Origin of the sequence: Haliscomenobacter sp., from assembly GCF_041740695.1 — a bacterium.
GTDB lineage: Bacteria > Bacteroidota > Bacteroidia > Chitinophagales > Saprospiraceae > Haliscomenobacter.
In genome coordinates this window covers 1-25,356 of sequence record NZ_JBGSLK010000047.1, presented here as the reverse complement: position 1 = coordinate 25,356, position 25,356 = coordinate 1, and the positions used below count along the sequence as shown (strand labels likewise).

The window sequence follows — 25,356 nt, the reverse complement described above, 5'->3', positions numbered from 1 at the left end:
CTCAAGCCAGAAACCATCAACTACCGCTCGTACAAACCCGAGCGCGATGGCCTATTCTGCGAGCGCATCTTCGGGCCTGTCAAGGATTACGAATGCTATTGCGGTAAGTACAAGCGAATCCGCTACAAGGGGATCGTGTGCGACCGTTGCGGGGTTGAAGTAACCGAGAAAAAAGTTCGCCGGGAGCGGATGGGCCACATCAAACTGGTCGTACCCGTGGTGCACATTTGGTTTTTCAAATCACTGCCTAATAAAATTGGTTATTTGCTCGGCTTGTCTTCCAAGAAATTGGAGTCAATTGTTTATTACGAGCGCTACGTGGTGATTCAACCAGGGATTAAAGGCAACGAGGGTCTTGGCAACAACGACCTGCTGACCGAAGAAGAATACCTGGAACACCTGGAATCACTGCCAGCAGAAAACCAAATGCTGGAAGATTCCGATCCCAACAAATTCGTCGCCCGTATGGGTGCTGAAGCGGTGCGCGACATGCTCAACCGCCTGCAGTTGGATCAACTTTCTTACGACTTGCGTCACCAGGCTGCCAACGAAACTTCCCAACAACGTAAGTCAGAAGCCCTCAAGCGACTGCGCGTAGTGGAAGCTTTCCGCGATGGACAAACCCGCATGGAGAACCGCCCCGAATGGGCCGTAATCCAATACTTGCCCGTTATTCCACCAGAATTGCGCCCCTTGGTGCCATTGGATGGTGGTCGTTTTGCCAGCTCCGATTTGAACGACTTGTACCGCCGGGTGATCATCCGCAACAACCGTTTGAAGCGTCTGTTGGAAATCAAAGCCCCTGAGGTCATCCTGCGCAACGAAAAGCGGATGTTGCAGGAAGCGGTCGACTCTTTGTTCGACAACTCTCGCAAATCCAATGCTGTAAAAGCAGAAGGAGGTCGTCCACTCAAATCTTTGAGTGACATCCTCAAAGGTAAGCAAGGTCGTTTCCGTCAAAACTTGTTGGGTAAGCGGGTAGACTACTCCGGTCGTTCAGTAATCGTAGTAGGCCCAACCTTGAAACTGCACGAGTGTGGTTTGCCCAAAGGGATGGCTGCCGAATTGTTCAAACCCTTCATCATCCGCAAACTCATCGAACGCGGTATCGTGAAAACGGTTAAATCGGCAAAAAAACTCGTAGACCGTAAGGATCCCGTAATCTGGGAAATCCTCGAAAATATCCTGAAGGGGCACCCTGTGCTCCTCAACCGTGCCCCAACCTTGCACCGTTTGTCCATCCAGTCCTTTCAGCCTCGTTTGATAGAAGGTAAGGCAATCCAGTTGCACCCATTGGTGTGTAGCTCGTTCAACGCCGACTTCGACGGTGACCAGATGGCGGTACACGTACCCTTGAGCCAGGCGGCGATTTTGGAAGCTCAAATGTTGATGCTTTCTTCGCACAACATGCTCAACCCTCAAAACGGTACGCCGATTACCCTGCCTTCACAGGACATGGTATTGGGTCTGTACTACATCACCAAGGAGAGAAAAACCGTTGGTAATGTCATCGTGAAAGGGGAAGGCATGAAGTTCTACTCTCCTGAAGAGGTGATCATTGCCCTCAACGAAGGCCAGGTAGACTTGCACGCCAGAATCAAAGTACGCGTTCCTGTAGAAGTAGACGGGCAGATAGTCAAAAAACTGTCTGAAACTACCGTGGGACGGGTGTTGTTCAATGAGGTAATGCCTGCTGCTGTACCTTTCCAGAACACCTTGATGACCAAGAAAAACCTGAAGGCGGTAATTGGTGAAGTCATCGAACGTACCGATTTTGCGGTGACCGCCGATTTCCTCGACGACATCAAGGACATGGGCTTTACTTGGGCCTTCCGTGGTGGTTTGTCCTTTAACCTCGGCGACTTGATCACGCCTTCCATCAAGCAAGATGCCCTGGAAGAAGCGCAAGGTGAAGTAGACGAAGTGTGGGACAACTACAACATGGGTTTGATCACCAACAACGAGCGTTACAACCAAATCATCGACCGTTGGACGTATGCGGACAACCGCATTACCGATACCCTGATGCGCGAGTTGGCCAGCCACAAGCAAGGCTTCAACTCGGTGTTCATGATGCTCGACTCTGGTGCGCGTGGTTCCAAACAACAGATTAAACAGTTGTGTGGTCTGCGGGGCTTGATGGCCAAACCACGTAAGTCTGGTGACACGGGCGGTGCGGTTATCGAAAACCCGATCTTGTCCAACTTTGTGGATGGTCTGTCCGTTCTCGAGTACTTCATCTCTACACACGGTGCGCGTAAAGGTCTTGCGGATACCGCCCTTAAAACGGCTGACGCAGGTTACTTGACCCGTCGTTTGGTGGACGTTGCTCAGGACGTAATCATCTTGGAAGAAGACTGTAGCACTTTGCGTGGCCTGGAAACAGTGGCGCTCAAAGACAACGACAAAGTGATTGAGCCATTGATATCCCGTATCGAAGGTCGTTACACTTTGCACGATATTGTACATCCCGTTTCCGAAGAACTCATCCTCTCAGCAGGTGATTTCATCGATCCAAAGACGGCTGAATACATCGAAAAAATTGGTGTTGAAACCATCACCATTCGTTCAGTATTGACTTGTGAAGCCAAGCGTGGAGTTTGTGCCAAATGTTATGGTAAAAACCTGGCGAATGGTCGGATTGCTGAAGAAGGTGACGCAGTGGGGATCATTGCAGCACAATCCATCGGTGAACCGGGTACTCAGTTGACCCTGCGTACTTTCCACACAGGGGGTACGGCATCTTTGTCCAAAACTGAGTCTGAGATCGTTGCCAAGTTCGCTGGTAAAATTGAATTTGATGGCGTCAAACTGACCGAAGCTCCCGATGAAAACGGTGCACGGGTAGTTCTGTCTCGTACTGGTGAAATCCGGATTGTGGATGCAGAGACCAGCAAGCAATACGTTGCCATGCACGTACCTTATGGCTCGTCCTTGAGTGTACTGGAAGGCGATATCGTTAGCAAAGGTCAAATGATCTGTAACTGGGACCCTTTCAACGCAGTAATCATCTCCGAATTCTCGGGTATCGCCAAATTCGACTCGATCGAAGACGGGGTTACCTTCCGGATTGAACGTGACGAACAAACGGGCTTCTCCGAAAAGGTCATCATTGAAAGTAAGAACAAGCGGAAAATTCCGGTGATCTTCATCATGAGCCCCGACGGAGTAGAACTCAAAACGTATACCTTGCCAGTAGGGTCGTACATCTCGATTGAAGATGGCGTAACCATTACTGCGGGCGATAAAATTGCCAAGATTCCACGGAAACTCGGTAAGATCCAGGATATTACGGGTGGTCTGCCCCGGGTAACCGAGCTTTTTGAAGCACGTAACCCATCTAACCCCGCCATCGTTTCTGAAATCGACGGTGTGGTGAACTTCGGCAAGATCAAACGGGGTAACCGCGAAATCTCCGTAACCGCCAAAGATGGCCAAATCAGAAAGTACCTGATTGGCTTGAGCAAACACATCCTGGTACAAGATGGCGACTTCGTACGCGCTGGTACACCTCTTTCCGATGGTACCATCGCCCCACGCGACATCCTGTCCATCAAAGGCCCATTTGCGGTACAACAGTACCTCGTGAATAATGTTCAGGAAGTATACCGCTCACAGGGTATCACCATCAACAACAAACACATCGAGGTGATTGTACGCCAGATGATGCGCCGTGTGTTGATCGAAGACCCAGGCGATACCAGCTTCCTCGAAGGTGAAACGGTGGACAAAATGGAATTCCTGGAGCAAAACGATTGGATTTTCGACAAGAAAATCGTTGTGGAGTCCGGTGAATCCAACCGCTTGAAGCCAGGCCAATTGGTGACTTTGCGCCAAATTCGGGAAGAAAACTCTTTCCTCAAGCGCAATGACCGCCAGTTGGTAGAATACCGCGATGCGGTAGCTTCTACTTCCAGCCCACAATTGTTGGGGATCACCAAGGCTTCCTTGGGCACCAACAGCTGGATCTCGGCTGCATCCTTCCAGGAAACCACCAAGGTGTTGAGTACGGCCGCCATCGGCGCCAAAACCGACAACCTGATGGGCTTGAAAGAGAACGTCATCGTCGGCAAACGTATCCCAGCGGGTACCGGCCAACGCAAGTTCGACAACATCATCGTAACGCACAAAGACCGTGCAGCTGAACTGGAGTCCCGCTACCACCAGTTCGACGACATGGAAGATGAAGATTGAGTGTGAAGGTGTGATCGTGTGAAAGTGTGGGTGTGATGGAGCTTCGGGCTGAACATCTTACCCGCACTCTCCGCCAAACCACGACTTCAGTCTTGAAGATAAGTAAACAGGATGGATCGGCATAACGCCGATCCATCCTGTTTTTTTTCCCTATCAACCATTACAGCCACCCTCGTTTACCCTCCCGAACAGGTACAACAACCTTCACTCAAGGCAATGGCCCACAATAACTGAGTTTCAATTCCCGCAATTTGGGTCTGCGGCAAAATCGAGTTCATACTCCCCAAATTGATCCGACCAAAAGCACTAAGGTCAAATTGAGGGATACTCGCACTATAGGGGTTCAAGGCGTTTCTCGCAGTTGTCAAATGGTTCTGAATCACATTTTGGACTGCTACCGGCATAGGAGTTGGCATACACTGACGGCTGCTGGCCCAGGCTTGCGCTGCCCCCAAGTGGATACCCCCAATGTAAAGTGCACTGAAGTTTACGTTGTAGTCGCAGCTTAGTCTGAGGTTTTGTACCACGGCTTGTAAATCCCGGATCAGGCTCTCTGTTTCGACAATCAGTTGTCGGGTTCCAGTAGCAGCCAATGCACCGCGTAAGTTTTGAATCCGGCCACGATCAAATCCAATACACTGGATGATTCCCAAGGTGGCTTCCAGGGTGTTCAAGGCGTCGGAGCAAGCGGCCACGGCATCTGGTGTCAACATTGGTGGCGCGGTAGCTAAACGTCCCCAAACCGTTCCCAGGGCTTGGGCGGCAAAGTAAAAGCTGGACAATTCCGCGCGACAAAGTTTTTGAGTGATAGGCGGAATGTTAACAGGAGGCGAAGTAGTACCCGACTTTTTGATCCAAACCTGATTGTTCCAGGTTATAGAATTGCCATCAGGGGATACATTGGCAATGGCATTGTTCCATTCGGGGATGGTGATGGTATTGGCACTGGTAAAAAAACCAGGCAATTTGTTTCCCTGATAGGTGAGGGTGAAAAAAGTGTTGTCTTGTTCAACTGGATAAAGTTCTTGAGGGTAGGCCGCCAAGCCCCAGCTTCCTGCGATGGACGGATACCCGGAAAAGGGGCTTCTCGTCCAAATCTGATTGTTCCAAAGCAAGCCCTGGCCACTAGTGGTTAGTGTAGCGGAGGCATTCCATTGGGTCGCAAAAACGGTGGTCGCATTGGTGAAATACCCATTGCTGCTGTTGGTTCCGATGGTAAATATCAGATTGTTGGCTTGCTGGGTAATGGTGCAGGGGATTTCCGCCCGGCCATTGGAGTACCAGGTGCCTACAATTTGGTTTTGTGCAGCCAATTGGTTAGAAGTTATTCCAAGTAGGCTGAAAATTAGTGCAGAAGAAAAAAGGGATAAAAGTTTCATAACTACATGATTTTCTTCGTTTAAGAATAGATGTTTTCTTAAAATTATGAAAAAAATGGATCATGTCAAAATTTAATAAAACAGGGAAATCCAGGGCCATTTAACTTTTAATTTTGAATCCCCCACTCCAGGGGAATCTCATCTCCCTCCAATTCCCGACCTTAGCCCACAAAAAGAGCATGCTACGCTATATTGTCTGTTTGTGCACCTTGTTTTTTCTGAAAATCACCTTCTCCGCAATCAAACGTTTCAAGGCTGAAGGGTACGACGCCATCAAACTCACCTTTATGATAGCTGGGGTGTTTAAGGGCGGGAAGTGGTATGAAAAAGCTAGTTTAGAAAAAATGTTGGAAGAAGCGAAAAGGGTGGGGGAGTGAAGAAGCTATTTTTGATAAAATATGGGAAAAAACTAAACCAATGCTCCTGCTAAAGCATTCACTTTGGGTATATACACTGCGCGCAGTGTATACCTAAATCCACCTAAAAATCACCACCATGAAACTCCTAGCCCGTATCCTCCTCGGCCTCGCTATCCTTATCCTCGGCTTTGTTATCTACAACATGCAATCCGGTTTCCGCTCTTCTGACAAAAAGACCCAGGCTTATTTCAAAAAGCGAAATACAGTTGCCAAAATCAATACGCAGCCCTATGCCGACGGCCAGTTGCACTGGATTGAAACAGGCCGGGATACCCTGCGGAATGATGCGCCGCTGGTGTTGTTTGTACACGGCGCGCCAGGTTCCGCTCAAGACTTTTTCCGCTATCAGGCCGATTCCTTACTTTTAAACCGCGCCATTTTGGTATCCATGGATCGACCGGGTTATGGTTATTCTTTGTATGGCAAAGCCATGACTTCTATTGCTGAGCAAGCCAAGGCGGTCAAAACGGTGATGGATCAATACCCTGGTCGCAGAGTAGTCTTGGTGGGGCATTCCTATGGAGGGCCTATTGTGGCCAAAACGGCGATGGTATACCCCGAACGAATCCAGTCGGTCGTCATGTTGGCGCCAGTGAATGATCCAGACAACGAACCCATCTTTTGGTTTTCTTATATTGGCAAATGGACGGCAACCCGCTGGATGCTCTCCGGAGCCTGGCGGGTATCTGGTGCCGAGAAGTTTTCACATGCTGCCGAGTTGGATAAAATGCGAGGAGACTGGTTCAACTTACAAACTTCTATAATGCATCTACATGGTCAAAAGGACATGCTTGCTCCGGCTTCCAACATCGAATTCAGCGAAAAAAACATCCACCCAAAACAACTCAAAATGATGGTCAAACCTGAGTGGGGACATTTGATCCCCTTTATGAACCCAGATGATACCCGTAAGGCCATTTTGGAGGCATTGGGCATGCCTTGATTAAGGGAACATTATACGATTGAGCTCTGATGTAAGTATTTGATAATCATTTTTTAATAAAAAATAATTTAAATTTAACCTAAAATCTAAGTGGGAACATAGCCCTTGTTTCTGTCGTTCTTTTACCCAAAATCAGCCCTTAGTTTCGCAGTATCAAAATATAGATGCCATGCGAAACCCTGTATTGTATTACCTTGGATTAATCCTCATGGTCAGTGCCTGTACCGCTGAGCCAGTTGTAGACCTCCGCGGAGACCCCACAATCCCAGCCGTGCTGCAAGACAAGCTGAAACTCCAACGCATCGAATCCCAAAAACGAGCTTCAGCTACCCTGGAGCACTTGTTTATTGAAAAAGCTGAAGCACAGTTCCCCCTCTTTGCCCAGGAAGCCGATTTTCGCAACCTGAGCATCCTCCATTTCGACTGTTTCGACATTTACCTCAGCCCTTTGGATGAGCCGGGTGATTATTTGGCCTTGTTGCACTCTCCTGGGCGGAGCACCCGACTGTTATTTGTTGAATGGGGTTTGCAAAATGGCCAGTACTACCAACAAGTGTTGGCGGCCAATGGCGAAGGCATCCGCTACTTTGAAGGTATGGGTTTTGAAGGCGAAGAAAATGCGGCAACCTATGCCTATGTTGGATCACTCTACAAATGTTGTTATGGCTTAGAGGCCACGCCATTGAGTTGGTTGAACCGCTTTAAACAGGATTGGTCCGAGCTTTTGCAGAACGATACGAAGGAGCTGTCCGTTTGGGTCAAAGGAATTCCCGTAGGCGGTATTTTGGCCCTTTATGGTTATGCGGGGGTATACCTTGATTGAGCTCAATTATTCCTTTAACAGCAATGTAGCATACTTGATGCGTTGCCTTTTCCAGGTGTAAGTAATGTGAATACGACCATCTGAACCTTGAATCACGGCCGGGTAGGAAAACTCTTGCTTGGGCTCCTCTTCCAGGGCCATTAGTTGCTTCCAATTTTTGCCATCCTTGGAAAGGGCAATGTTCAGGGGAGAACGATCACCTCCCCATTGGCGGCTGCGTTTGGTCACGTGGTTGTAGACAATGAGTTGGCGGCCATCTTTTAGGGTCAGGGCATCGGTGCCCGAGTTGGGATTGGGCAAACTGGTCTTTTTGAGGGGCGACCAACTTTTACCTTGATCCGCTGAAAAAGCTTCCAGCACGTAGGCATTTTTGCTGCGACACAAAATTTGTAAACGCCCATCTGGGTGGAACAGCACACTGGGCTGAATTGCTGAGAATTCTTTGCCATCGTTTATGGCGGGAGTTTTACTCCAGGTGCGCCCTGCGTCTTTGCTTAGCTCAAAGTGTACCCGCCAGCCGTCATGCTCGGAACTGCTGGGGCACAGCAGGGTGCCATCCTGGAGTAAAACGGGTTTATTTTTGATGGGGCCAAGAATGCCATCGGGGAGTTTTTCGGATTTCGACCAACTTTGGCCCCCGTCGGTGGAGCGCATCAGCATGCCCCACCACTCGGCGGGGCTTGGCCCTACTTTGTAAAACAACAGCAATTCTGCACCCGGCATTTGGAACAAAACGGGATTCCAACAGGGATAACGCAGCGTTTCATTTTGTACACCATTGGCAACCTCCACCGGAGCGGTCCATTTGCCATCCACCAAACGGCTGGTCCAGATGCCTACATCCTTGTGCCGCTCGTGGGTGCCGCCAAACCAGGCCGTGATCAAACCCTGTGGCGTTTCTGCAATGGTTGAGGCATGGCAGGAGGGGAAAGGAGCAGTTTCGTAGATGAACTCGGATTTGAAGTTGGTGCTTTGGGCCGAAAGGTTGAGGCTGAACAGGAGCAGCGCGAGAGTTAGGTAACGCATTCTACAGAATTTTGAAATTTCACCAAAGTACTTGAATCCCTTCGGATTCGTACAATTTGATCTGTTCGTCTTTATAAAAGCCTTGTTGTCAAGTTAAACCCGACGCTTTATGTATTCCTCCGGATAATCCCGGACTTTCCAAGCCAAATGATCCAGAAACCGTTCTCCTTCTGCCTCAAACCCAGCTTTTTCTGTTTCGTCCAGCTTGAACTCAATCGTGTAAATGGCCACCGTGCCACATACAACGTCCAGGATGTAATCAGTTTTATCCTGATACAGAATGTAATCCCAGTTTTTATTGATGAGTTCTTGCATAAGGAACTACTTCTTCTCCCCAAACAAATCATTAAGCATCGCCGCCAGACGGTAGCCGCTCAAAACCAACTGTTTACGAACAATCTCTTGCCCTTGCTCCAAATAAAACGGCGTAGGCTCATCATTGGGCCGGAGGTACTGGTTGCGTCCCTGATCGTCTTTGCCTTTTACGCCGTAGACATATTTGGCCGCCAGTTTATTGCTTTCCAAAGCCCAAAAATCGGGATCAAGGGTGCTCAGAGTTGAGAAACTTTTTTCAGGATATTGCTTCATTAGGTCTTTGGCCAGATCACGAACACTTTCAATTTGAGCTTCGGTGAGGGGCACTTTGGGTTTGCCAAAGGGGCGAAGATCGTTGTATTTGCTCAGTGCACCACAGCCATCGTCCCACAAGGCGTGTAAGTTGCGCCAGGTACCCTTGAGTGGAAACAGGTTGCCTCCTTCATCTCCACCGGGTACATCATTGGTAAAGCGGGAAGTAGCGTGCAACGGCTGGTGCAAATCGCTGACGAAGTGAGTTAAAAAAGCCAAAAACCGTGCTTTTTCAACTGGCTTCGACTGTGCTGCTTTGAGGATGCTTGTACTTTGATTGATGGCCCAAACGATGTCCACTTCTGGTTGATCCGGTACGGAAATACCATCTACATTGACTGGAATATCGGTGTAATGCCAGGTATCGTAAGCATGCACCCCATCCGCTTTGAGGTCATCTGGCCAAGGGCCAGTGACGATAAAATGGTTGACCTGAGGATAATCCCGCCTCAATACTGCGGTCAAGGAATCGACCTTGGCGCGGGCGGTTTTGTTCAGGTTGAGGTAAGCAATCATTGCCGTTACCATATGGCCGTGGTCCCACCAGGCTTTGGCTTGTACCGTTGCCATCAGTGCAAGGGCCAAAAAGAGTATTTTTTTCATAAAAAATCGTAGGGGCATCGCTTTGTGGATGCCCTATTCAACAATAAAATTTCACCTACATCAATCCCAAATCTGTCTGTATCGCCTTCACTTTTGCCTTCAAACGATCCAGGGTGGCGTCAAAATCCTCGGGTTTGTCCAAAGGGGTATTGACCGATACATAAAACTTGATTTTTGGCTCTGTACCACTTGGACGCGCCGACACTTTGGTGCCGTCTTCCAAAATCAGTTGAATCACATTGGAAGGTTCGATGCCCATGCCTTGAGGAATAGGGGTCACTACTCCGGAACGCAGGTTTTTGCTCGTCAGGTTTTTGTAATCCAGTACTTCGATTGGCGCCGATCCCGCTACCGAGCTGGGCAGGTTGCTGCGCATGTCCGCCATCATTTTTTGGATTTCTTCGGCCCCGGCTTTGCCTTTTTTGGTCAGCGAGATCAAACCCTCGTAGTAAAAACCGTGCTTTTGGTACATCTGGGTGAGGAAGTCGATCAGACTCAAACCCTGATCTTTGGCATAGGCGGTGAGCTCGGCGATCATGGCGCAAGAGGCCACGGCGTCTTTGTCCCGTACCGCATCCCCGATCAGGTAGCCGTAGCTTTCTTCACCCCCCGCGATGAATTTGGCTTTGCCTTCCAGTTCCCGAATCACCTGCGCGATGTATTTGAAACCCGTCAAAGTATTGTAGCAAGGCACGCCGTAAGCGGCGCACATGGCGTCGATGATGTTGGTTGTGACAATGGTTTTAGCCACAAACTCCTTACCCTGCAATTTGCCCGCATCCTTCCAGGCTTGCAGCAGGTAATAAATGATCAGGCTGGCCATTTGGTTGCCATTCAACAATTGCCATTCACCCGCCTGGTTTTTTACGGCTGCCCCCACGCGGTCGGCATCGGGGTCGGTGGCGATGACCAGATCAGCATCCATCACTTTGGCTTGCTGCATTGCCATAGACATGGCTTCTTGTTCTTCGGGGTTGGGGTATATCACGGTTGGGAAGTTCCCATCGGGTTCAGCTTGCTCCTTTACGATATGGACATTGGTGAAACCGACTAGCTCCAGCGCTTTGGGCACCAGCGTAATACCGGTACCATGAATCGGGGTAAACACGATTTTGAGGTCGTGCTGGCGCTTAATCACCGCTGGATTGATGCTGTTAGCCTGGATGGTTTTCAGGAATGCTGCATCTACTTCCTCCCCAATCATGGTGATCAGGTCGGCATTGCCATCAAAATGAATGTCTGCTACGGATTGGATTTTGTTGACTTCAGCCACAATGTTAGCGTCGTGTGGTGCTACCACCTGGGAGCCATCGGTCCAATACGCCTTGTAACCATTGTACTCGCGGGGGTTGTGCGAAGCAGTGATCACAACTCCACTGTGACAACCCAAATGCCGAATGGCAAAGGACAACTCTGGAGTAGGGCGGAGGGCTTTGAACAAAAAGACCTTAATGCCATTGGCTGAAAAAATATCTGCCACAATGCGGGCAAATTCCGGCGACATGTTGCGGCTATCGTACGCGATGGCCACTTTGATTTCCGTGCCTGGAAAACTCTGGTTCAGGTAGTTGGCCAGGCCCTGGGTAGCGGCGCCTACGGTGTAGCGGTTCATCCGATTGGAGCCTACCCCAATGATGCCGCGTAATCCTCCGGTACCAAATTCGAGATCCTTGTAAAAAGAATCGATGAGTTCGGTCTCATTGTTGGCATCTAGGAGGGCCTGAATGGCTGCTTTGGTTTGGGCATCGTAATTGCCATCGAGCCAGCTTTGGATGCGCTGGCGGGTTGGTGCATCAATTGCGTTTGACATGGTTGGCGCTTTTCGGACTGTTTCAAATGAAAAGTTAGACAAGTGTAAAACTAGGTTTTTAATGGCAAAAAAGAAAAAAGCACCGTTATAAACAGTGCTTTTTTTCTCGAATTACTCAGCGCAGGGTTAAATTTATGTCAACAAATCCGGCGGAAGGTCTCCGATGTAATCTGCCAGACCAATGGTTCGCAAAAAGTCATTGGAAAACACCTTGGCCATGTCGGGGCCAAGTAAAGCGCTGCGGTAGGTTTTCCATTTTTGTGGTTCCTGATCGCCGTACATGTGTTCCAGTAAACCTGGAAAATCCCAAGCGCCGTTTTTTCCCCAATGAATGGTAAAAGGAATATCGTGCGCCTGTAATGTTTCAATGAATCGCTTGTAATACCTTTCCTGACTGATTAGTTTACGTGAACCGTCCCAGCCAGATCCATCAATTTCCATCATACAAGTAATCGGGAATTTGGTAAAAGCCAAGGTAGCTGCCGAAGCTTTGACAAAGCGCATACTGAAAATTCCAGGTACAGGGCCTTCTCGTCTGCCCAACTCGACCAATGCGGCTAATGCTCGCGAAGTATCAGCATGGTCAATCCCTACTGAACAAGCAAAAGCTCGCCCTTGATTGATTGCATCCCAACACAAGTCTTTCAAAGGCCCGATGAGGGATTCATTGGGATCAGGGAAGGCAGTGTCTTGCAAAATATCAATCATTCTTGGGATCAATTCTCTGCTGTGGCTCCGAATCAATTTGTTGAAACATTTGATGATGTCCAGGTAAAGCGCTTCACTGATCAGTGGAATCGGGTCGGGATACTCAGGGTGAAAGGGCTTTTTGTACCAGGCTTCCACAATGTAGTTGGGATCATCCCGGTAAGGATTGACATAAATTTTATAGTGGTAAGGCCGAATTTGATCAATCTCCTCGGGAATGATAGCCGCCAGGGCCGAAAAATCCATCGTGTCGGCCAGTTGAAGGGCAAGGTTTTTATCAATTGACTTAACGTGGCGGTGCAAAAGAAAACAATCCTCTGCCTCGATCACTACGCCATGAATGAACCCAAAGGAACCCAAACCAACCAGCGCAGCATTGAACAAGTCATCATTGCGAATGACTCGAGCATTCAATTGCTCGGCAAAGGCATCGTTGAGCGCGGGCTTGCTGCTTCTTTCCACATAAACAATGTCTTCAGGATTGGGGCCAATGATCAAATTCAGGCCCACTACACAATCTTGTACCGATCCAACATCGATCGCCGAACCGTGTACCCCGGTCGAAACTGCACCGCCGATGGTTTGGCCATTGCTGGCGCCCGTAGTTTTTAATGATTTGCCCAAATCAAACAGATACTCGGAAATTTCTTTGATCACGTTGCCACACTCGAGTAGAAAAAGGTTTCTTCGGTCATACCCGGAGTCAGGATGCAAATCCCGGGCAGTTATCGGAATTTTTAGGTTCATCTTTTGATTGATGTGCATCCGCTCTTCGTGGTGGGCAATATTGGACAAAGACCACTTCGAACCTAGTGCTCTAAATCCTTCTCCGGTATCGAGTGACTCTTGCAACAATCGTTGAATTTCCTGGGCAGCGTCGCGATAACGCTCCAGAGGGTCTGGCATGATTTGTCGTTTTTCCAACTGGGTTTCCAGTAGCAATTTTGCCGGCCAGGTGCCCGTTAAATGAAAATTTTGCCAAGAAGTGATGGGTTTGGTGCTGGTCTTTGCCATATCAATGGGGTTTAATTTTGTTCTTTGGCGCAAACGTAGGTGACTTTAACTTTGCGGTGCCTGCCAAAAGTGAGAGCGCTCAACAATAGTCCTCCAAAACTGACTTTGTACTCTACGGAATACAACCCCTCATTTGAGCAAGGAACATTGAAGGTAAAATCCTTGGTAATCAGTTGTATCTTGATGACGGTATCCAGTACAGTGAATTTTTTGTTGGCGTAATATCCACTTGTGCTGGTGGATATGTCCGGCTCAGGAACACTGTGCTGGCTGGCAATGCGCACGGAATAACAGGAAGTGAAAAGCGACAGCAGGCAAGCTGTGCAAATGAGCTTTGTAAAGGGCAAGGAGCCCAAGAAAGCTAGAGGAGTTACTTTGGGTAACATGGGGTTTGGTGTTTTTAGTTTTACAATTTTTACACCTGCTTCAGGTATAGAGCACAAATCTATAAGATAATTAAAAACAAATCAAGAGGTCAATGTATTATTTATAAAAAAAAACACCTCAAGTATACACTGCTTTCATTTTGCAGATATACTTGAGGTGTAGCTAATGATAGTTTAGGCTATTAAAATTTACTCAACTTGGCATGCCAACGGGTATGCGCCGTTTCCAACACCAGTAAGTAAATGCCTTTGCTTTGGTCTTGTAGGTCGAGGCTGAGGGTATTTTGGCCACTCCAGAGCTGATGTTTGGTTGTAGCGATGAGTTGCCCTTGGGTGTTGTACACTTTGAGCAGGGCGGAGGATTCCATTGAAGTTTCTACATTCAGGGTACTCACACCATCAGTTGGATTGGGGTAAATTTGGGCGTTGAACTCAAAGTGGCTGGGCAATGCACCAGTACGCAAACCATTTTGATCCAGTTTGGAAGGCATCGGTGCCCCAGACAGGTTGGTGATGGTACCGGTATAACAAGGATCAGGCACAGGCATGTACTTGACTGCGTGTGGGATCAACACGGCGGCGGTACAACTAGGAATTTTACCCTCCTCCCAGTTGCGGCAATCGTTCCAGTTGCTAGAGCCGCCATTGCTGGTCCAGATCGACTTGGTGGTGGCCGCAGGGGTGCTGGACGCCGTGATGGTGGCTGGTGCTGAGTAACTCACTTTCACGTAACATTTTTGCCCATTGTACCCTGTATTGGTATTGCGGATTTTAATGGTCAACCAGCGATTGGAACTGTTGCTAAAGCTACCCGTTACACTGGCCGTGCTACCACTTTTGGCATGAACCACATTGCCAGCCAGATCGCAGAAATTGATGGTTAGACTACTACCAGACGCACCCAAAGTGATAGCATAACTCACCGTGCTGCTGGATTTGGCATAAATTTTACCCACCACACGGTCGTTCGGCGAGTTGTCAGGCGTACGACCCCCTTGTCCGAGGGAGCTACAGTGGCTATCGCCCAGGTCGTTGTCCATTTCCCATTCCTGATCGGTAACCACGCTGCGTTGAGGGGTATAGTTCAGGTGGGCGAACATGTTGGCAACCGTGGTAAATGGGATGTTGCCAGGCACAGGTGCCCACACCGAATAGCCGTGGCCATACACTCCAGTGATACCGTGCCCTACTGCTTTGGTTTTGATGTACACCCGCTTGTCGCCCTGCACGGTGGAAGTTGTAGTGCCATTGGCACCAGAGTAATCCATCAAAATGGTGCCAGGAGCAAAATCAGAATCGATCCACAATTCCTGATCGCTGCTGTATTGGTCATTCACGCCGATGATGGCTTTGGCGCTGCGCTCAAACACGAGGTGGTTGTTGGCGCTGGACCCACCTGGGTACCATGCACTCGCCTCGGAGCTGCGCACTTTATAAATGCCTTCTTTAAACTGCAATTTTTGGTGGCATTTAACCAGGTTGTCTACGTCGTTCCAGTTGGGCAGGTCGGTAGTGCTGGTTGGGATGTGTGAGAAACGTTTGCCCGTAGTGCCGATGTTGAATAGGTCTTCAAAAAAGACAATCGGGTTGCCATCCATAGCCATAATTACGGCATAAGCAGCCGCCATACGGGGCTCACGGGGGTCGATGTGTTTGCCATTGCCACCCAGTTCCTGGCCTTCGTTCCAACCTGTTGCGTCACCCAGTCCCTTCAGGAAATTGCCATTGGCGGCCAAATATGGGCGATAAGTGTCGTGGCTGTTCACAAAGGGAATGGTACGATGAACCCTGGCCGAGGGGGAGCCATAATCATTGTAACGTTTGTTTTGTTGCAGGCCGGGCAGGTTGGCGAGGTTGTAGCCGCCGCTCATGTTTTGGGTCACCATTTCGTACAAACTTCCGCCGGAGCCATAAGCGCGCAGGCTGAAATCAAAAGTACCCGTGTGTTCTTCGTAGCCATAACCTACACTGGCTTGGGCCATGTTGGTCACGTAACCATCTATGTCGCCCGTGCCACCAATCCATTCGCCGATGTTGAGCATGGAATACCCGCCGTTGGCCCAGCCAAGGTCATATTTCACCCGACGGGTGCCATCGCGTTGGGGGTAAATGCTGAAGTGTTTTACGGCATCCCAACGGAGGCCATCCACACCGCTTTGTTTTTTGAACCATTTCAACCAGTCGATGGAACCATTGTACATGTAATCATAGCCCTGAGCGGGATTGTAGTAGGGGCGGGTAGCCGGGTAACCCGCTGGGGTACCCGAATTGGGTATGTTTGAGCTTTGGCCATAGGAAGTGGCGCTAAAGTCGATGTCAGGCCCGAAATAGGCCGAACAGATGTCCCCCGTAGTACAATTGTTGTTGTCGTTGGGGTGGAAGTTGCGGTAGTTTTTAGCCCAGCGGCCACTGCGCGTCCAGTAGTCATTTTGCGACTCATCGATGGCAGGAGTGGCGTAGCTGGTGTAGCGGAAGTTTTTGTAACCTCCATTGCTTTGCATGGACAAGGCATTCGGGTCTTGCCCTCCGGCACCGCTGGTAGTGCCTGCGCCGTCTACGTGATTGAGCACGATGTCCTGGATTACCTCAATCCCATTGGCGTGCATCACGGCGATCATGCGCAAAAATTCGTCTTTGGTGCCCAGGCCAGTGGCGGTGGTGGGGGCACCTTTTTGGTACTTGTCACCCAGATCGTAGTGATCCATGGGGCCATAACCTACCCAGGTTGGCGACTGGTTTTTGTAAGAGGGTGGCACCCAAACGGCATCTACCCCGATTTGTTTGAGGCGAGGTGCGAGTTCGGCCAGGTAATTGGCCCAGCCATTGGGATAATTGTTGTTTTTGTAGTCCCACCAGAAACCCTGGAAGACTACTTTTTTGATTTTGGTGGTTTGGGCCTGGCTAAAGTTGAGCCCAATAAACAGCATCAACAGCAGTAGGGGGAATAAGCGTCTGATCATAAATCGGTTATTTAGAAGCATGAATGAATTGAAAAAGTTTTGGGGTAGTGCACTGATTTTCTGGCTGCAAAATAAAAAGAATAGAAACGGGGAGTGTCCCACTTTAAACAACTGGAACAAGCAATAAAATCGGAATAAAAAACTGAAAATCAAATCTTTGTTAGAATGGACGAACTGCTTTGCAGAAAGTGGTACTATGAAATAGCGTTTGGAACGTGAAAAAAATTGCCAAGGCTCAGGCTCGAATACCTAATTTGCCCGCTATCTTGTTGCTACAAAACTCAAAAACGACTATGCACCAAATGATTCGATCCAAACACCGCCTGCTCCTTGCGGGCATGGCCCTATTGTTTGTTCTGCTGGGTATGTTCTGCACATCCTTTGTGGAAGATACCACGACCTATTACGTGCTGGCCCCTAGTGGCCTGAACCTGCGTCAATCTGCCGATCCCAATTCTGCCAAATTAGACCTCGTTCCCCTGGGTGGAAAAGTAACCTTGATTACTGCCCCGGCAGCAAAAAACATGAACATCGACCAACTCAGCGGGGGGATGGCGAAGGTGAAGTACGGGGACAAAACCGGCTTTGTATTTGATGGCTACTTGTCCAAATTTCCGGCACCCAAAAAAGCCATCAATACGGAGGGCGAGTATAAAATTGAAACGTATGTGGAAAAATTGCGGGAAGCTCCCGATGCCACCGTTCTGCATGAAGAGCACACGATGGACTATGGGGGAATTTATTCTTCGGAAAGTTCCATCCACATTCCTACGCAAAACTGGCAGGAGGCTTTTTTGATCGCCAAACTGCTGATGAACATCCCTCCCAAATTTCTTTTTCCCAAGCCCAATCGCGCCGTAGAAACCATCATTCCCAACCCCGACAAAAAGGAACAGGCCTGGTCGGATGAGCTGAAAGTGGAACGAGACAAGACTGGGCAACTGACCAGCATTAGCTATTATTATCGCTCGGAAGGTGGTGGCTGGGGGGCGGTGATCACCAAAAGTAAGGAAGAATCGGGACCTCAAAAAATGTTGAAAATTTCTTATACGGGGATTGCGGACTAGGTAGAGGCTTCTCGCCCAGTAAAAGCCAAGGATATTGTGAATGGAAGGATTTACCGGTCAGAGGTTTTGTAATCCCATTACCAAATATTAGATACAACTCGATTGAATTGCCTCCAGCTTTAGCTGGTGGGGCGAAGGCCAAACCTTGAATGGGCTTTAGCCCAAACCTCAATTTTGTAATGTGGCTAAAGCCCAAAAACTAAGGCTCACCGCATCCACCAGCTAAAGCTGGAGGCAATTCAATCGCGTTGAATTCTGGTTACTAAAATTTCGCAATTTTATGGGCGGGTTAAATGCATTTTTTTTGCAAAGGGTTTTATTCCTATTCTTTATGCTAACGCTTTGTTGTTGCCAGAGCTCGGACAAGTCCAAATCACAACCTAACGTAGCACAACTCGCCGCTAATTACCAGCGACTTCCCCTACAATACCAAGATTTGGACTTCGCTGAATTGTTCTTGCTTAAACCTGTTGCCCAAAAGATTAAGCTCAAGCAGGAATTTGACCTAGTTAGACGACGCCAAACTTTTGACTCTTTGTATTTTAGTTTTTTGGGAAAACCTTTTTCGAACTTTATTGGAAGTACCATTGCCCGAACAGATATTCCAAGCACCTATGGAGACTCAGTGGAGATATTGATTCGCCATTCGCAGGCTTTGGCCCCAGTTTTTGATACCTATTACATTGGCATTACCGGGTTACAATTCAGGCGCTTTATCCTGGATGAAAACTGTAATCCTTATACTGGTTCAAAACCCCTGACATCAGCGTGTTTTTCTGTTTTAGCCCAAAAAACGCTTCCTGCCAATCCTAATAACTTTGCCGAAATAAAGGATTATTTGAATAAATGTGGTTTTTCTGGATTTCCAGCAAGGTTTAATAACTCTTGTTTGGATGGCGATTATGTTACCATTTACGTGAAGAATCTTGGCCAATATCAGGTGGTTTACGTCCATTGTCCTGATGAATTACATCCGCTAAGGATCATCCTTAATAAAGTTAAGTATTTTCTGGAGCTTAAGTGATTATTTATGTTTTTATTTAAGAAAAAATAAAACATTATTTTTATTTTTGTCAACTAAACACCATCTGATGCCACCACAACTCGCTCAACTCCTCTACCGGGAACTCCAAAAAATCATCGAAAACGATCAACTCGACGCCGCAGCCCAAACTGAGGCTTGCTACCAATTGCTCGTGGTGATGCTGATGGAGGCGACCAAGGAGGAGCGCCTGCGTTTTGTGAACCTGTTTTCCCGTATGGCCTTCGCGGGGCAAAAGTTTCAGTTGGACAAAAAGCTGCAATTTTACCAGCATCATTTTCGCAAGGTGGCCCAGGAGGTACGGCAAAAAGGAGACTTGCGTTCGGATCACCATTTTTTGCCTGGTTTTGCTTACAAAGTAGTTTTGGAAACCATTCAAGGCCTGAGTAAAATCCCCGCCCCGAACGCCCTGCTCAACCAAACGCCTCCCAGCTGGCCGCAAACCTTTCGCCCCGTCGACATCAAGGAATACCGCCCGGTCGTGCGGGTCCTGGCGCTGGAGGATCGTCCTAAGGAGCAATGCCTGCTGGTCAAAGACGAAAGCCGGCCCGACGAAAACATCCTCGTCAAATACAACCTGCCCGAGCGCAATGAAGGTTTTAATCCCACCATCCGGGCCTTGCGCCAAACCTTTGGTTTTCCCATTCTACTCAATCTGCTGGAAGTAGAAGTAGACACCGAAGGCTATTACCGCCCGCAAGCTTTTGTGGTGGAACCCGACCATTTGGTGGATGTAACCGGCGTGGCGGAGTGTTTCGACACTGATCATACCGTGCCGGAAACCTATTTGTTGAAGAAGTTTTTACCCTTTAGCTCCAGTTCGGCCTTGCTCCTGGGGCATATTGCCAACTTTTTCCTCGATGAACTGATGCACAATCCCCAGCAGGATTTTCGGGACGTGTTTAAAAAAGTATTTGCCCTCAATCCCCTGGCTTTCTGTTTGTTGGAAAACCGGGAACTGGCCGACCTCCATCACCGCTCCCAAGCCCATTTTGTCAACTTACAGCGGGAAATCGTGCTGAGTTTTCCCGCCCAGGGCATTCACCCCGAACAGTGTTACCTCGAACCCACCTTTTATTCCAACATCCATGGCCTGCAAGGGCGTTTGGATGCCCTGTACCGCCATGGCAACAAATCGGCCATCGTGGAACTCAAAAGTGGCAAACTCTTTAAACCCAATCAGTTCAAAATCAATACGGGTCACTACATCCAGACCCTGCTCTACGACCTGATCATTCGAGCCACTTACGGCAAGGAAATCGACCCGACCAGTTACATCTTGTACTCTGCCCTGGAAACCGACAACCTCAAGTTTGCCCCCGTCAACCGCAGCAACCAGTGGGAGGCACTCCAGGTGCGCAACCACATCCTGGCCCTGGAACACACCTTGCAAGGACTGGGTTTGCCCGGCCAAGGCGAAGACAACCTCGAAGACCATACCCAGCGCCTGCAAAACCTCATGGCTGATTTCCGCTTTCAATCCGCCAGCAAGTTTGCCCAGCGCGATCAGGAGCATTTTCAGCGGGTGTACAGTGCGTTGAGTGAGTTGGAGGTGGCCTATTTCACCGCCTTCACTGGCTTCATTGCCCGCGAGCACAAGTTGGCCAAAACCGGGCTGGACGGCATCGAAAGCATCAATGGTCAGGCTGCCCTCTGGCTGAATCCCTTCCACGAAAAGCAGGAGCATTTTGAAATCCTGAGCCACCTGCAAATCACCGACAATCAGGCGCGGGCGGATGAAGCGATCATTCGGTTCACCCGCAGCGAACATACCAATCCGCTGGCCAACTTCCGCGCTGGCGACATCGCCGTGTTGTACCCCTTTGTCAACGAGGAGCAATCGCCCCTGCGCAACCAGCTCTTCAAGTGCAGTATTATTGAATTAACTGCCCAAACGGTGACGGTGAGCCTGCGTTCGCGCCAGTTCAACGACCAGATTTTTAAGGAATACGCCTGGTGGAACCTGGAGCACGACTTGCTCGACAACAGTTTCACCGCTCAATACCGGGGCTTGTTTGAGTGGGGGAGTAGCAGCATTTTTAAACGCCAATTGTTGCTGGGCATCGCTGCACCCGCTGCCCCACTGGAACTTCCCATCAGCACTGCCCCTGCCGAAATGACGGAGGAGCAACAGGAGATTTTCCAATCCATCCTGGCTTCGCAAGACTACTTCCTACTTTGGGGCCCTCCCGGCACGGGCAAAACCAGCGTGATGCTCAAACACCTCGTCGGGCATTGGGCCGATCATACCCAGGATAACCTCTTGCTCCTGGCCTATACAAATCGGGCGGTGGATGAAATTTGTGAGGCCATCGAAGCCTACGCGCCCAGCATGCGCAGCCAGTACATCCGCATTGGCTCCCGCTACTCGACCGCACCCGCCTACCAGGATCGACTCCTGAGTGTACTCTCACAGCGCATCAATACGCGCAAAGACCTGAAAGAATTGGTGGAAGGGCACCGGATAATGGTAGCCACGGTAGCTTCCATCATCGGCAAACCTGAATTGTTTGCCCTCAAAAGTTTCCACCGAGTAGTGATTGACGAAGCTTCGCAAATCTTGGAGCCGATGTTGGTCGGCTTGCTGCCGAGGTTCAAACACTTCCTGCTGATTGGCGACCACAAACAGTTGCCCGCCGTGGTGGCCCAGGATATGGAATTGTCTAAGGTGTACGATACCCGCCTGTACGACATTGGCCTGTACGACCTGCGCAATTCCTTCTTCGAGCGCCTGTTCAAACGCGCCCAAACCCAGGGCTGGCACCACGCCTACGCCCAACTGAGCCACCAGGGCCGCATGCACCAGGACATCATGGCTTTCCCCAGCCGCTATTTTTACGAGGAACGCCTTAGCATCTTGCCCCCGGATACGCCCGGGCACGAGGTGCAGGTGAAGATACTAGAACATCCCCTTGAATTGGAGGCACCAGTACTGGAACAGGCCCTGCGCCAACAACGGATGATTTTTTGCTCCACCCCCCTCGACAATGTGGGCGCTGCGCACAAAACCAACCGCTACGAAGCGGAATTGGTGGGGGAATTGGTGGAAAAAATCCAGGCTTTGTACCAACAAGAAGGGCGGAATTTTACGGCGCGCAGCCTGGGCATCATCACGCCTTACCGGGCGCAAATCGCCCAAATCCGCCAGGCACTCACGCAAAAAAACATCGACCTCGATCGCATTACCATCGATACCGTGGAGCGCTACCAGGGTGGCGCAAGGGACATCATCATCATTTCGCTGAGTACCAATACGGTGAATCAGTTTCGCTCGCTGATTTCACTGTCGGAGGAAGGAGTGGATCGGAAGCTGAACGTGGCGCTGACCCGGGCGCGGGAACAGTTGATCATTTTGGGGAATGGGGAGCTGTTGAGCGGGAATGAGGTGTATCGGGAATTGATGGGGGTGTGTTTTGGGGTGTAGATTATTAGTGGGGTTTAGGTTAACTTTGTAATATTAAAGAAGCTCCGATGAAAGAAAATGAATTGTTGCGATTGGTCAGTGCCAGAAAGAGCCTCTCGGTATGATGTTTACAAAACGCGTAGCGACCTGCTAACAATGCAATCAATCGGTCAGGATTTTTCTGATTTTCGCAATTACTGCAGACCGGGTGTGACAGTCAAATTTTTCGTAGATCCGATGCACATGGCTTTTTACGGTATTCGAGCTGATAAAATGGATAAGCGTCAGTTGCTGATTGGTTTTTCCTTCATACATGTCTTTGAGCAGCTCAAATTCTCTTGGAGTCAACTCCGCGTCCAGGGCCTTATTGATGTTTTCTATGGAAAATGTCTGGGGCGCATTTCGGTTTTTAAAATTATGAAGGGTGATCTCAATTGTACTTTTTAGGGATTCAAATTGTATGGGCTTTGAAATATATCCATAGGGCATATTTTTTTTTGCTCGTTCAAGGGTAGCATCATCCGTGTAGGAAGTAAGATAAATAAAGGGGATCTGCCATTTGCTGTTGATGGTCTGCCCAAGAGAGATACCGTCAGGCCCTTTTCCCAAATTGATGTCAAGAAGGCAAAGATCCGGTTTATTTCTTTCAATGCTTTCCGTGGCCGACGCCGCGTCATAACAGATATCCTGAATTTCATATCCGGCTTCCCGGAGAAAGTCAGCAATATCCCAGGCGATGAAAGGCTCGTCTTCAACCACCAGAATGCGGATAGCTTCAATGTTTCGAGTCATAATAATGAATCACACTGCAAATTCAATTTGAAAGGTGGTACCCTCTGTATCCAACAATTTCAACCTTCCGTTGATCTTTTTTACAAAAGCCTTGATCATACTGAAACCAAAGGACCCGGATTTTTCCAGCGCAAAAATACCATTTAGCCCAGTTCCGTTATCTGAAATTTCCAGTTTAATTTGGTCATTGTTCCGTTCCAGAGAAATGGAAAGTTTACCAGATTGATTTTCACCAAAAGCGTGTTTCAGGGTATTGCTAATCATTTCATTGATAATCAAGCCCAAGGGAACCAAGGTGTCCATATCCAGGTAGATGTCTTGCACGTTGGCTTCCCACTCAATACGCTGTTCACCGGTGCTGTAGCTTTCAAAGAGCTGATGGACCAGGTTCTGAATATACTCACGGGTATTGATTTCACCCAGATTCTTATTCTGATAAAAGCTTTGGTGAATGAGTCCCATAGATTCGATCCGGTTTTTACTTTCTTGAATAGCTTCCTGGGCTTTTTTATCCGATATAGTCCGTTGTTGTATATTCAGCAGGCTCGTGACCACCTGCAAGTTGTTTTTTACGCGATGGTGGACTTCTCTCAGCAACAAGTTAATTTCATCGACATTCTCCTCCAACTTCTTTTTTTGCCTGGTCAATAGTTTATTTTTTTCCCTGTTCTTGTAAAGAAAGAATCCCACCAGCCCTGCAATGATCAGGCCAGTAAGCGCTAAAAAAGAATACAAACGCATCTGTTGTTCTTTTTTTTCTGCTTCCAATCGCAATACTTTGAGTTGTGCATCCTTTTTTCCCGTTTCGTATTTGGATTCCATGTCCAGTACGATTTGGTCCCGTTGTTTCTCCTTTATCTGTTCAAATACTTCAATGTATTTATCCCGATAATATAGCGCATCCTGGTACTTGCCTGTGAATGCCAGGTAATCTGCAATGCTGCGAAAAAGCAGACTTTGGTCCCGAAGTCCATAATTGCCACTAGCTGCCACTCTTTTTGCTCTGACCAAAGCATTTTTCATGTTGCTGCTGTCCTTTGCCATGGTTTTAGCATGTAGCAGGAAATAGAGGTTTAAATCGGGATCAGGGTTATCCGGCTTTTCTTCTGTTGCTTTGAGGAGGATAGGAATCGCTTGATCGAATTTTTTCTGTTTTACATATAAATGGCCCAAATTTCCATAGGTCGAATAGTTCATTTCTTTTTGTCCGGGAATCTCCAGGCTTTGCTTCATTAACTCCTCAGCTTTTGCAAAGTCTTCAAGAGAGGAATAGACGGACCCTAAATTGATCAAACATTTTTTAATGAGTATCGTATCTCCTGCTGCTGCTGCTTTTTCCAGCGATAAATTGTAATAGCGCTTTGCGTTGTCGTAATTGTCGGTAGTATGGAACATCACGCCAAGCGTATGGTATAAAGAAGAAATATAATCCAGTTGGTTTTTTTCGCACAGCGCTATGGCACTGAAGTAATGATCACTGGCTTTATCAATGTCTCCGGTAACAATTTCATAATACAATCCCATGGATTCCCTGGCTATTACTTCTCCGAGATGGTAGTTGTTCTGTCGAGAAATTTTGAGCGCATTTTGCGCAAGAATTAGCGCACTATCATGACCAACAAGTGATAAATCCCAAGCTTTGTCGATTAAGCCTTGTACTTGTGAAGCAATAGATTTTTCTTGTGCGTGACTGAATACAACTGGGCACAAATACAGGCTTATCAGGAGCGTCACCTTCAAGCAAGTAAGGACAAGATGCTTTGACATAAAATTACTTTGCAGACTCCCACCTTTTTGGACAGCTCATAAAGTTGTCAAAGGTTTTGGTCGGGATGTGAAACGCAATTGCAGCGAATTGCCTGAATTTACCTCAATTCAATGCTTTCCTTCAAGAAGATGCTCCATGAGCTGGCGATTATTTTTACAAAAATAAGCCAAAAAAACATCAAAATCTAGTCCAGGTAAAACACGATCAATAAGCAGATTCTGGAACCAATTCAATTGGACTTTTTTCAAAATTTGTAACTATTTAGCAGCCGCCTTCGGCGGCTGCTAAATATGAAAATAAAAAGTATCTTAGGGCATCAAAAACATTGAGTTGGAGCTACCAAAAACAGTCGAAGGCTGCCACGTTGTGATCAATCAACTGCTGTTGATTAT

At 48.4% G+C, this 25,356-nt stretch carries 17 protein-coding genes; 7 read left to right on the top strand and 10 right to left on the bottom strand.

From position 1 onward, the window contains the following. On the top strand, positions 1-4,194 hold a 4,194-nt coding region (gene rpoC, locus ACEW9O_RS10515), incomplete at its 5' end, for a DNA-directed RNA polymerase subunit beta' (protein WP_373550117.1). Positions 4,195-4,370: 176 nt separating this feature from the next. On the opposite strand, the gene ACEW9O_RS10510 is transcribed toward rpoC, so the two are convergent. Next, on the bottom strand, positions 4,371-5,573 hold the full coding sequence (locus ACEW9O_RS10510; protein WP_373550116.1) for a hypothetical protein: 1,203 nt from the start codon (positions 5,571-5,573) through the stop codon (positions 4,371-4,373). A gap of 179 nt (positions 5,574-5,752) precedes the next feature. On the opposite strand from ACEW9O_RS10510, the gene ACEW9O_RS10505 reads away from it, so the two are divergent. The 3 genes from ACEW9O_RS10505 (at position 5,753) to ACEW9O_RS10495 (ending at position 7,758) form a co-directional block, all read left to right on the top strand. Then, entirely contained in the window at positions 5,753-5,950 is a 198-nt protein-coding gene (locus ACEW9O_RS10505; RefSeq protein WP_373550115.1) for a hypothetical protein, read from the top strand. A 118-nt stretch (positions 5,951-6,068) separates the two neighbouring features. Next, the gene (locus ACEW9O_RS10500) at positions 6,069-6,935 is read left to right on the top strand and encodes an alpha/beta fold hydrolase (protein WP_373550114.1); all 867 of its coding nucleotides are present in this window, start codon (positions 6,069-6,071) and stop codon (positions 6,933-6,935) included. 169 nt (positions 6,936-7,104) lie between these two features. Next, positions 7,105-7,758, top strand: coding sequence for a hypothetical protein (locus ACEW9O_RS10495; RefSeq protein WP_373550113.1), 654 nt, complete (start codon positions 7,105-7,107; stop codon positions 7,756-7,758). A gap of 6 nt (positions 7,759-7,764) precedes the next feature. Here ACEW9O_RS10495 and ACEW9O_RS10490 read toward each other — a convergent pair whose 3' ends face one another. The 7 genes from ACEW9O_RS10490 to ACEW9O_RS10460 all read right to left on the bottom strand — a co-directional run bounded on the left by ACEW9O_RS10490 (position 7,765) and on the right by ACEW9O_RS10460 (position 16,892). Further along, positions 7,765-8,784 (bottom strand): exo-alpha-sialidase, encoded by a 1,020-nt coding sequence (locus tag ACEW9O_RS10490; RefSeq protein ID WP_373550112.1) that lies wholly within the window; start codon positions 8,782-8,784, stop codon positions 7,765-7,767. 93 nt (positions 8,785-8,877) lie between these two features. Beyond that, positions 8,878-9,099, bottom strand: coding sequence for a hypothetical protein (locus ACEW9O_RS10485; RefSeq protein ID WP_373550111.1), 222 nt, complete (start codon positions 9,097-9,099; stop codon positions 8,878-8,880). A 6-nt stretch (positions 9,100-9,105) separates the two neighbouring features. Further along, entirely contained in the window at positions 9,106-10,014 is a 909-nt protein-coding gene (locus ACEW9O_RS10480) for a S1/P1 nuclease (protein ID WP_373550110.1), read from the bottom strand. A 55-nt stretch (positions 10,015-10,069) separates the two neighbouring features. Then, positions 10,070-11,824, bottom strand: a complete 1,755-nt coding sequence (locus tag ACEW9O_RS10475; RefSeq protein WP_373550109.1) for a phospho-sugar mutase — start codon at positions 11,822-11,824, stop codon at positions 10,070-10,072. Positions 11,825-11,956: 132 nt separating this feature from the next. Further along, positions 11,957-13,546, bottom strand: coding sequence for an FAD-linked oxidase (locus tag ACEW9O_RS10470; protein ID WP_373550108.1), 1,590 nt, complete (start codon positions 13,544-13,546; stop codon positions 11,957-11,959). Between the two features lie 11 nt (positions 13,547-13,557). After that, positions 13,558-13,932 (bottom strand): hypothetical protein, encoded by a 375-nt coding sequence (locus ACEW9O_RS10465; protein WP_373550107.1) that lies wholly within the window; start codon positions 13,930-13,932, stop codon positions 13,558-13,560. 182 nt (positions 13,933-14,114) lie between these two features. Next, the gene (locus ACEW9O_RS10460) at positions 14,115-16,892 is read right to left on the bottom strand and encodes a T9SS type A sorting domain-containing protein (RefSeq protein WP_373550106.1); all 2,778 of its coding nucleotides are present in this window, start codon (positions 16,890-16,892) and stop codon (positions 14,115-14,117) included. 293 nt (positions 16,893-17,185) lie between these two features. Between ACEW9O_RS10460 and ACEW9O_RS10455 the strand changes: the two genes are divergently transcribed. From ACEW9O_RS10455 to ACEW9O_RS10445, 3 genes are all read left to right on the top strand, one after another. Continuing rightward, entirely contained in the window at positions 17,186-17,959 is a 774-nt protein-coding gene (locus tag ACEW9O_RS10455; protein WP_373550105.1) for a hypothetical protein, read from the top strand. 436 nt (positions 17,960-18,395) lie between these two features. Continuing rightward, a complete protein-coding gene (locus ACEW9O_RS10450; protein WP_373550104.1) occupies positions 18,396-18,983 on the top strand; it encodes a hypothetical protein in 588 nt (195 codons plus the stop codon). A 67-nt stretch (positions 18,984-19,050) separates the two neighbouring features. After that, entirely contained in the window at positions 19,051-22,425 is a 3,375-nt protein-coding gene (locus ACEW9O_RS10445; RefSeq protein ID WP_373550103.1) for a DEAD/DEAH box helicase, read from the top strand. 141 nt (positions 22,426-22,566) lie between these two features. Here the strand turns inward: ACEW9O_RS10445 and ACEW9O_RS10440 are convergent, their stop codons facing one another. Continuing rightward, positions 22,567-23,196: a response regulator gene (locus tag ACEW9O_RS10440; protein ID WP_373550102.1), complete on the bottom strand. Its 630-nt coding sequence runs from the start codon at positions 23,194-23,196 to the stop codon at positions 22,567-22,569. A 9-nt stretch (positions 23,197-23,205) separates the two neighbouring features. Further along, a complete protein-coding gene (locus ACEW9O_RS10435) occupies positions 23,206-24,963 on the bottom strand; it encodes a histidine kinase dimerization/phosphoacceptor domain -containing protein (protein ID WP_373550101.1) in 1,758 nt (585 codons plus the stop codon). Between the last annotated feature and the right edge of the window lie 393 nt (positions 24,964-25,356).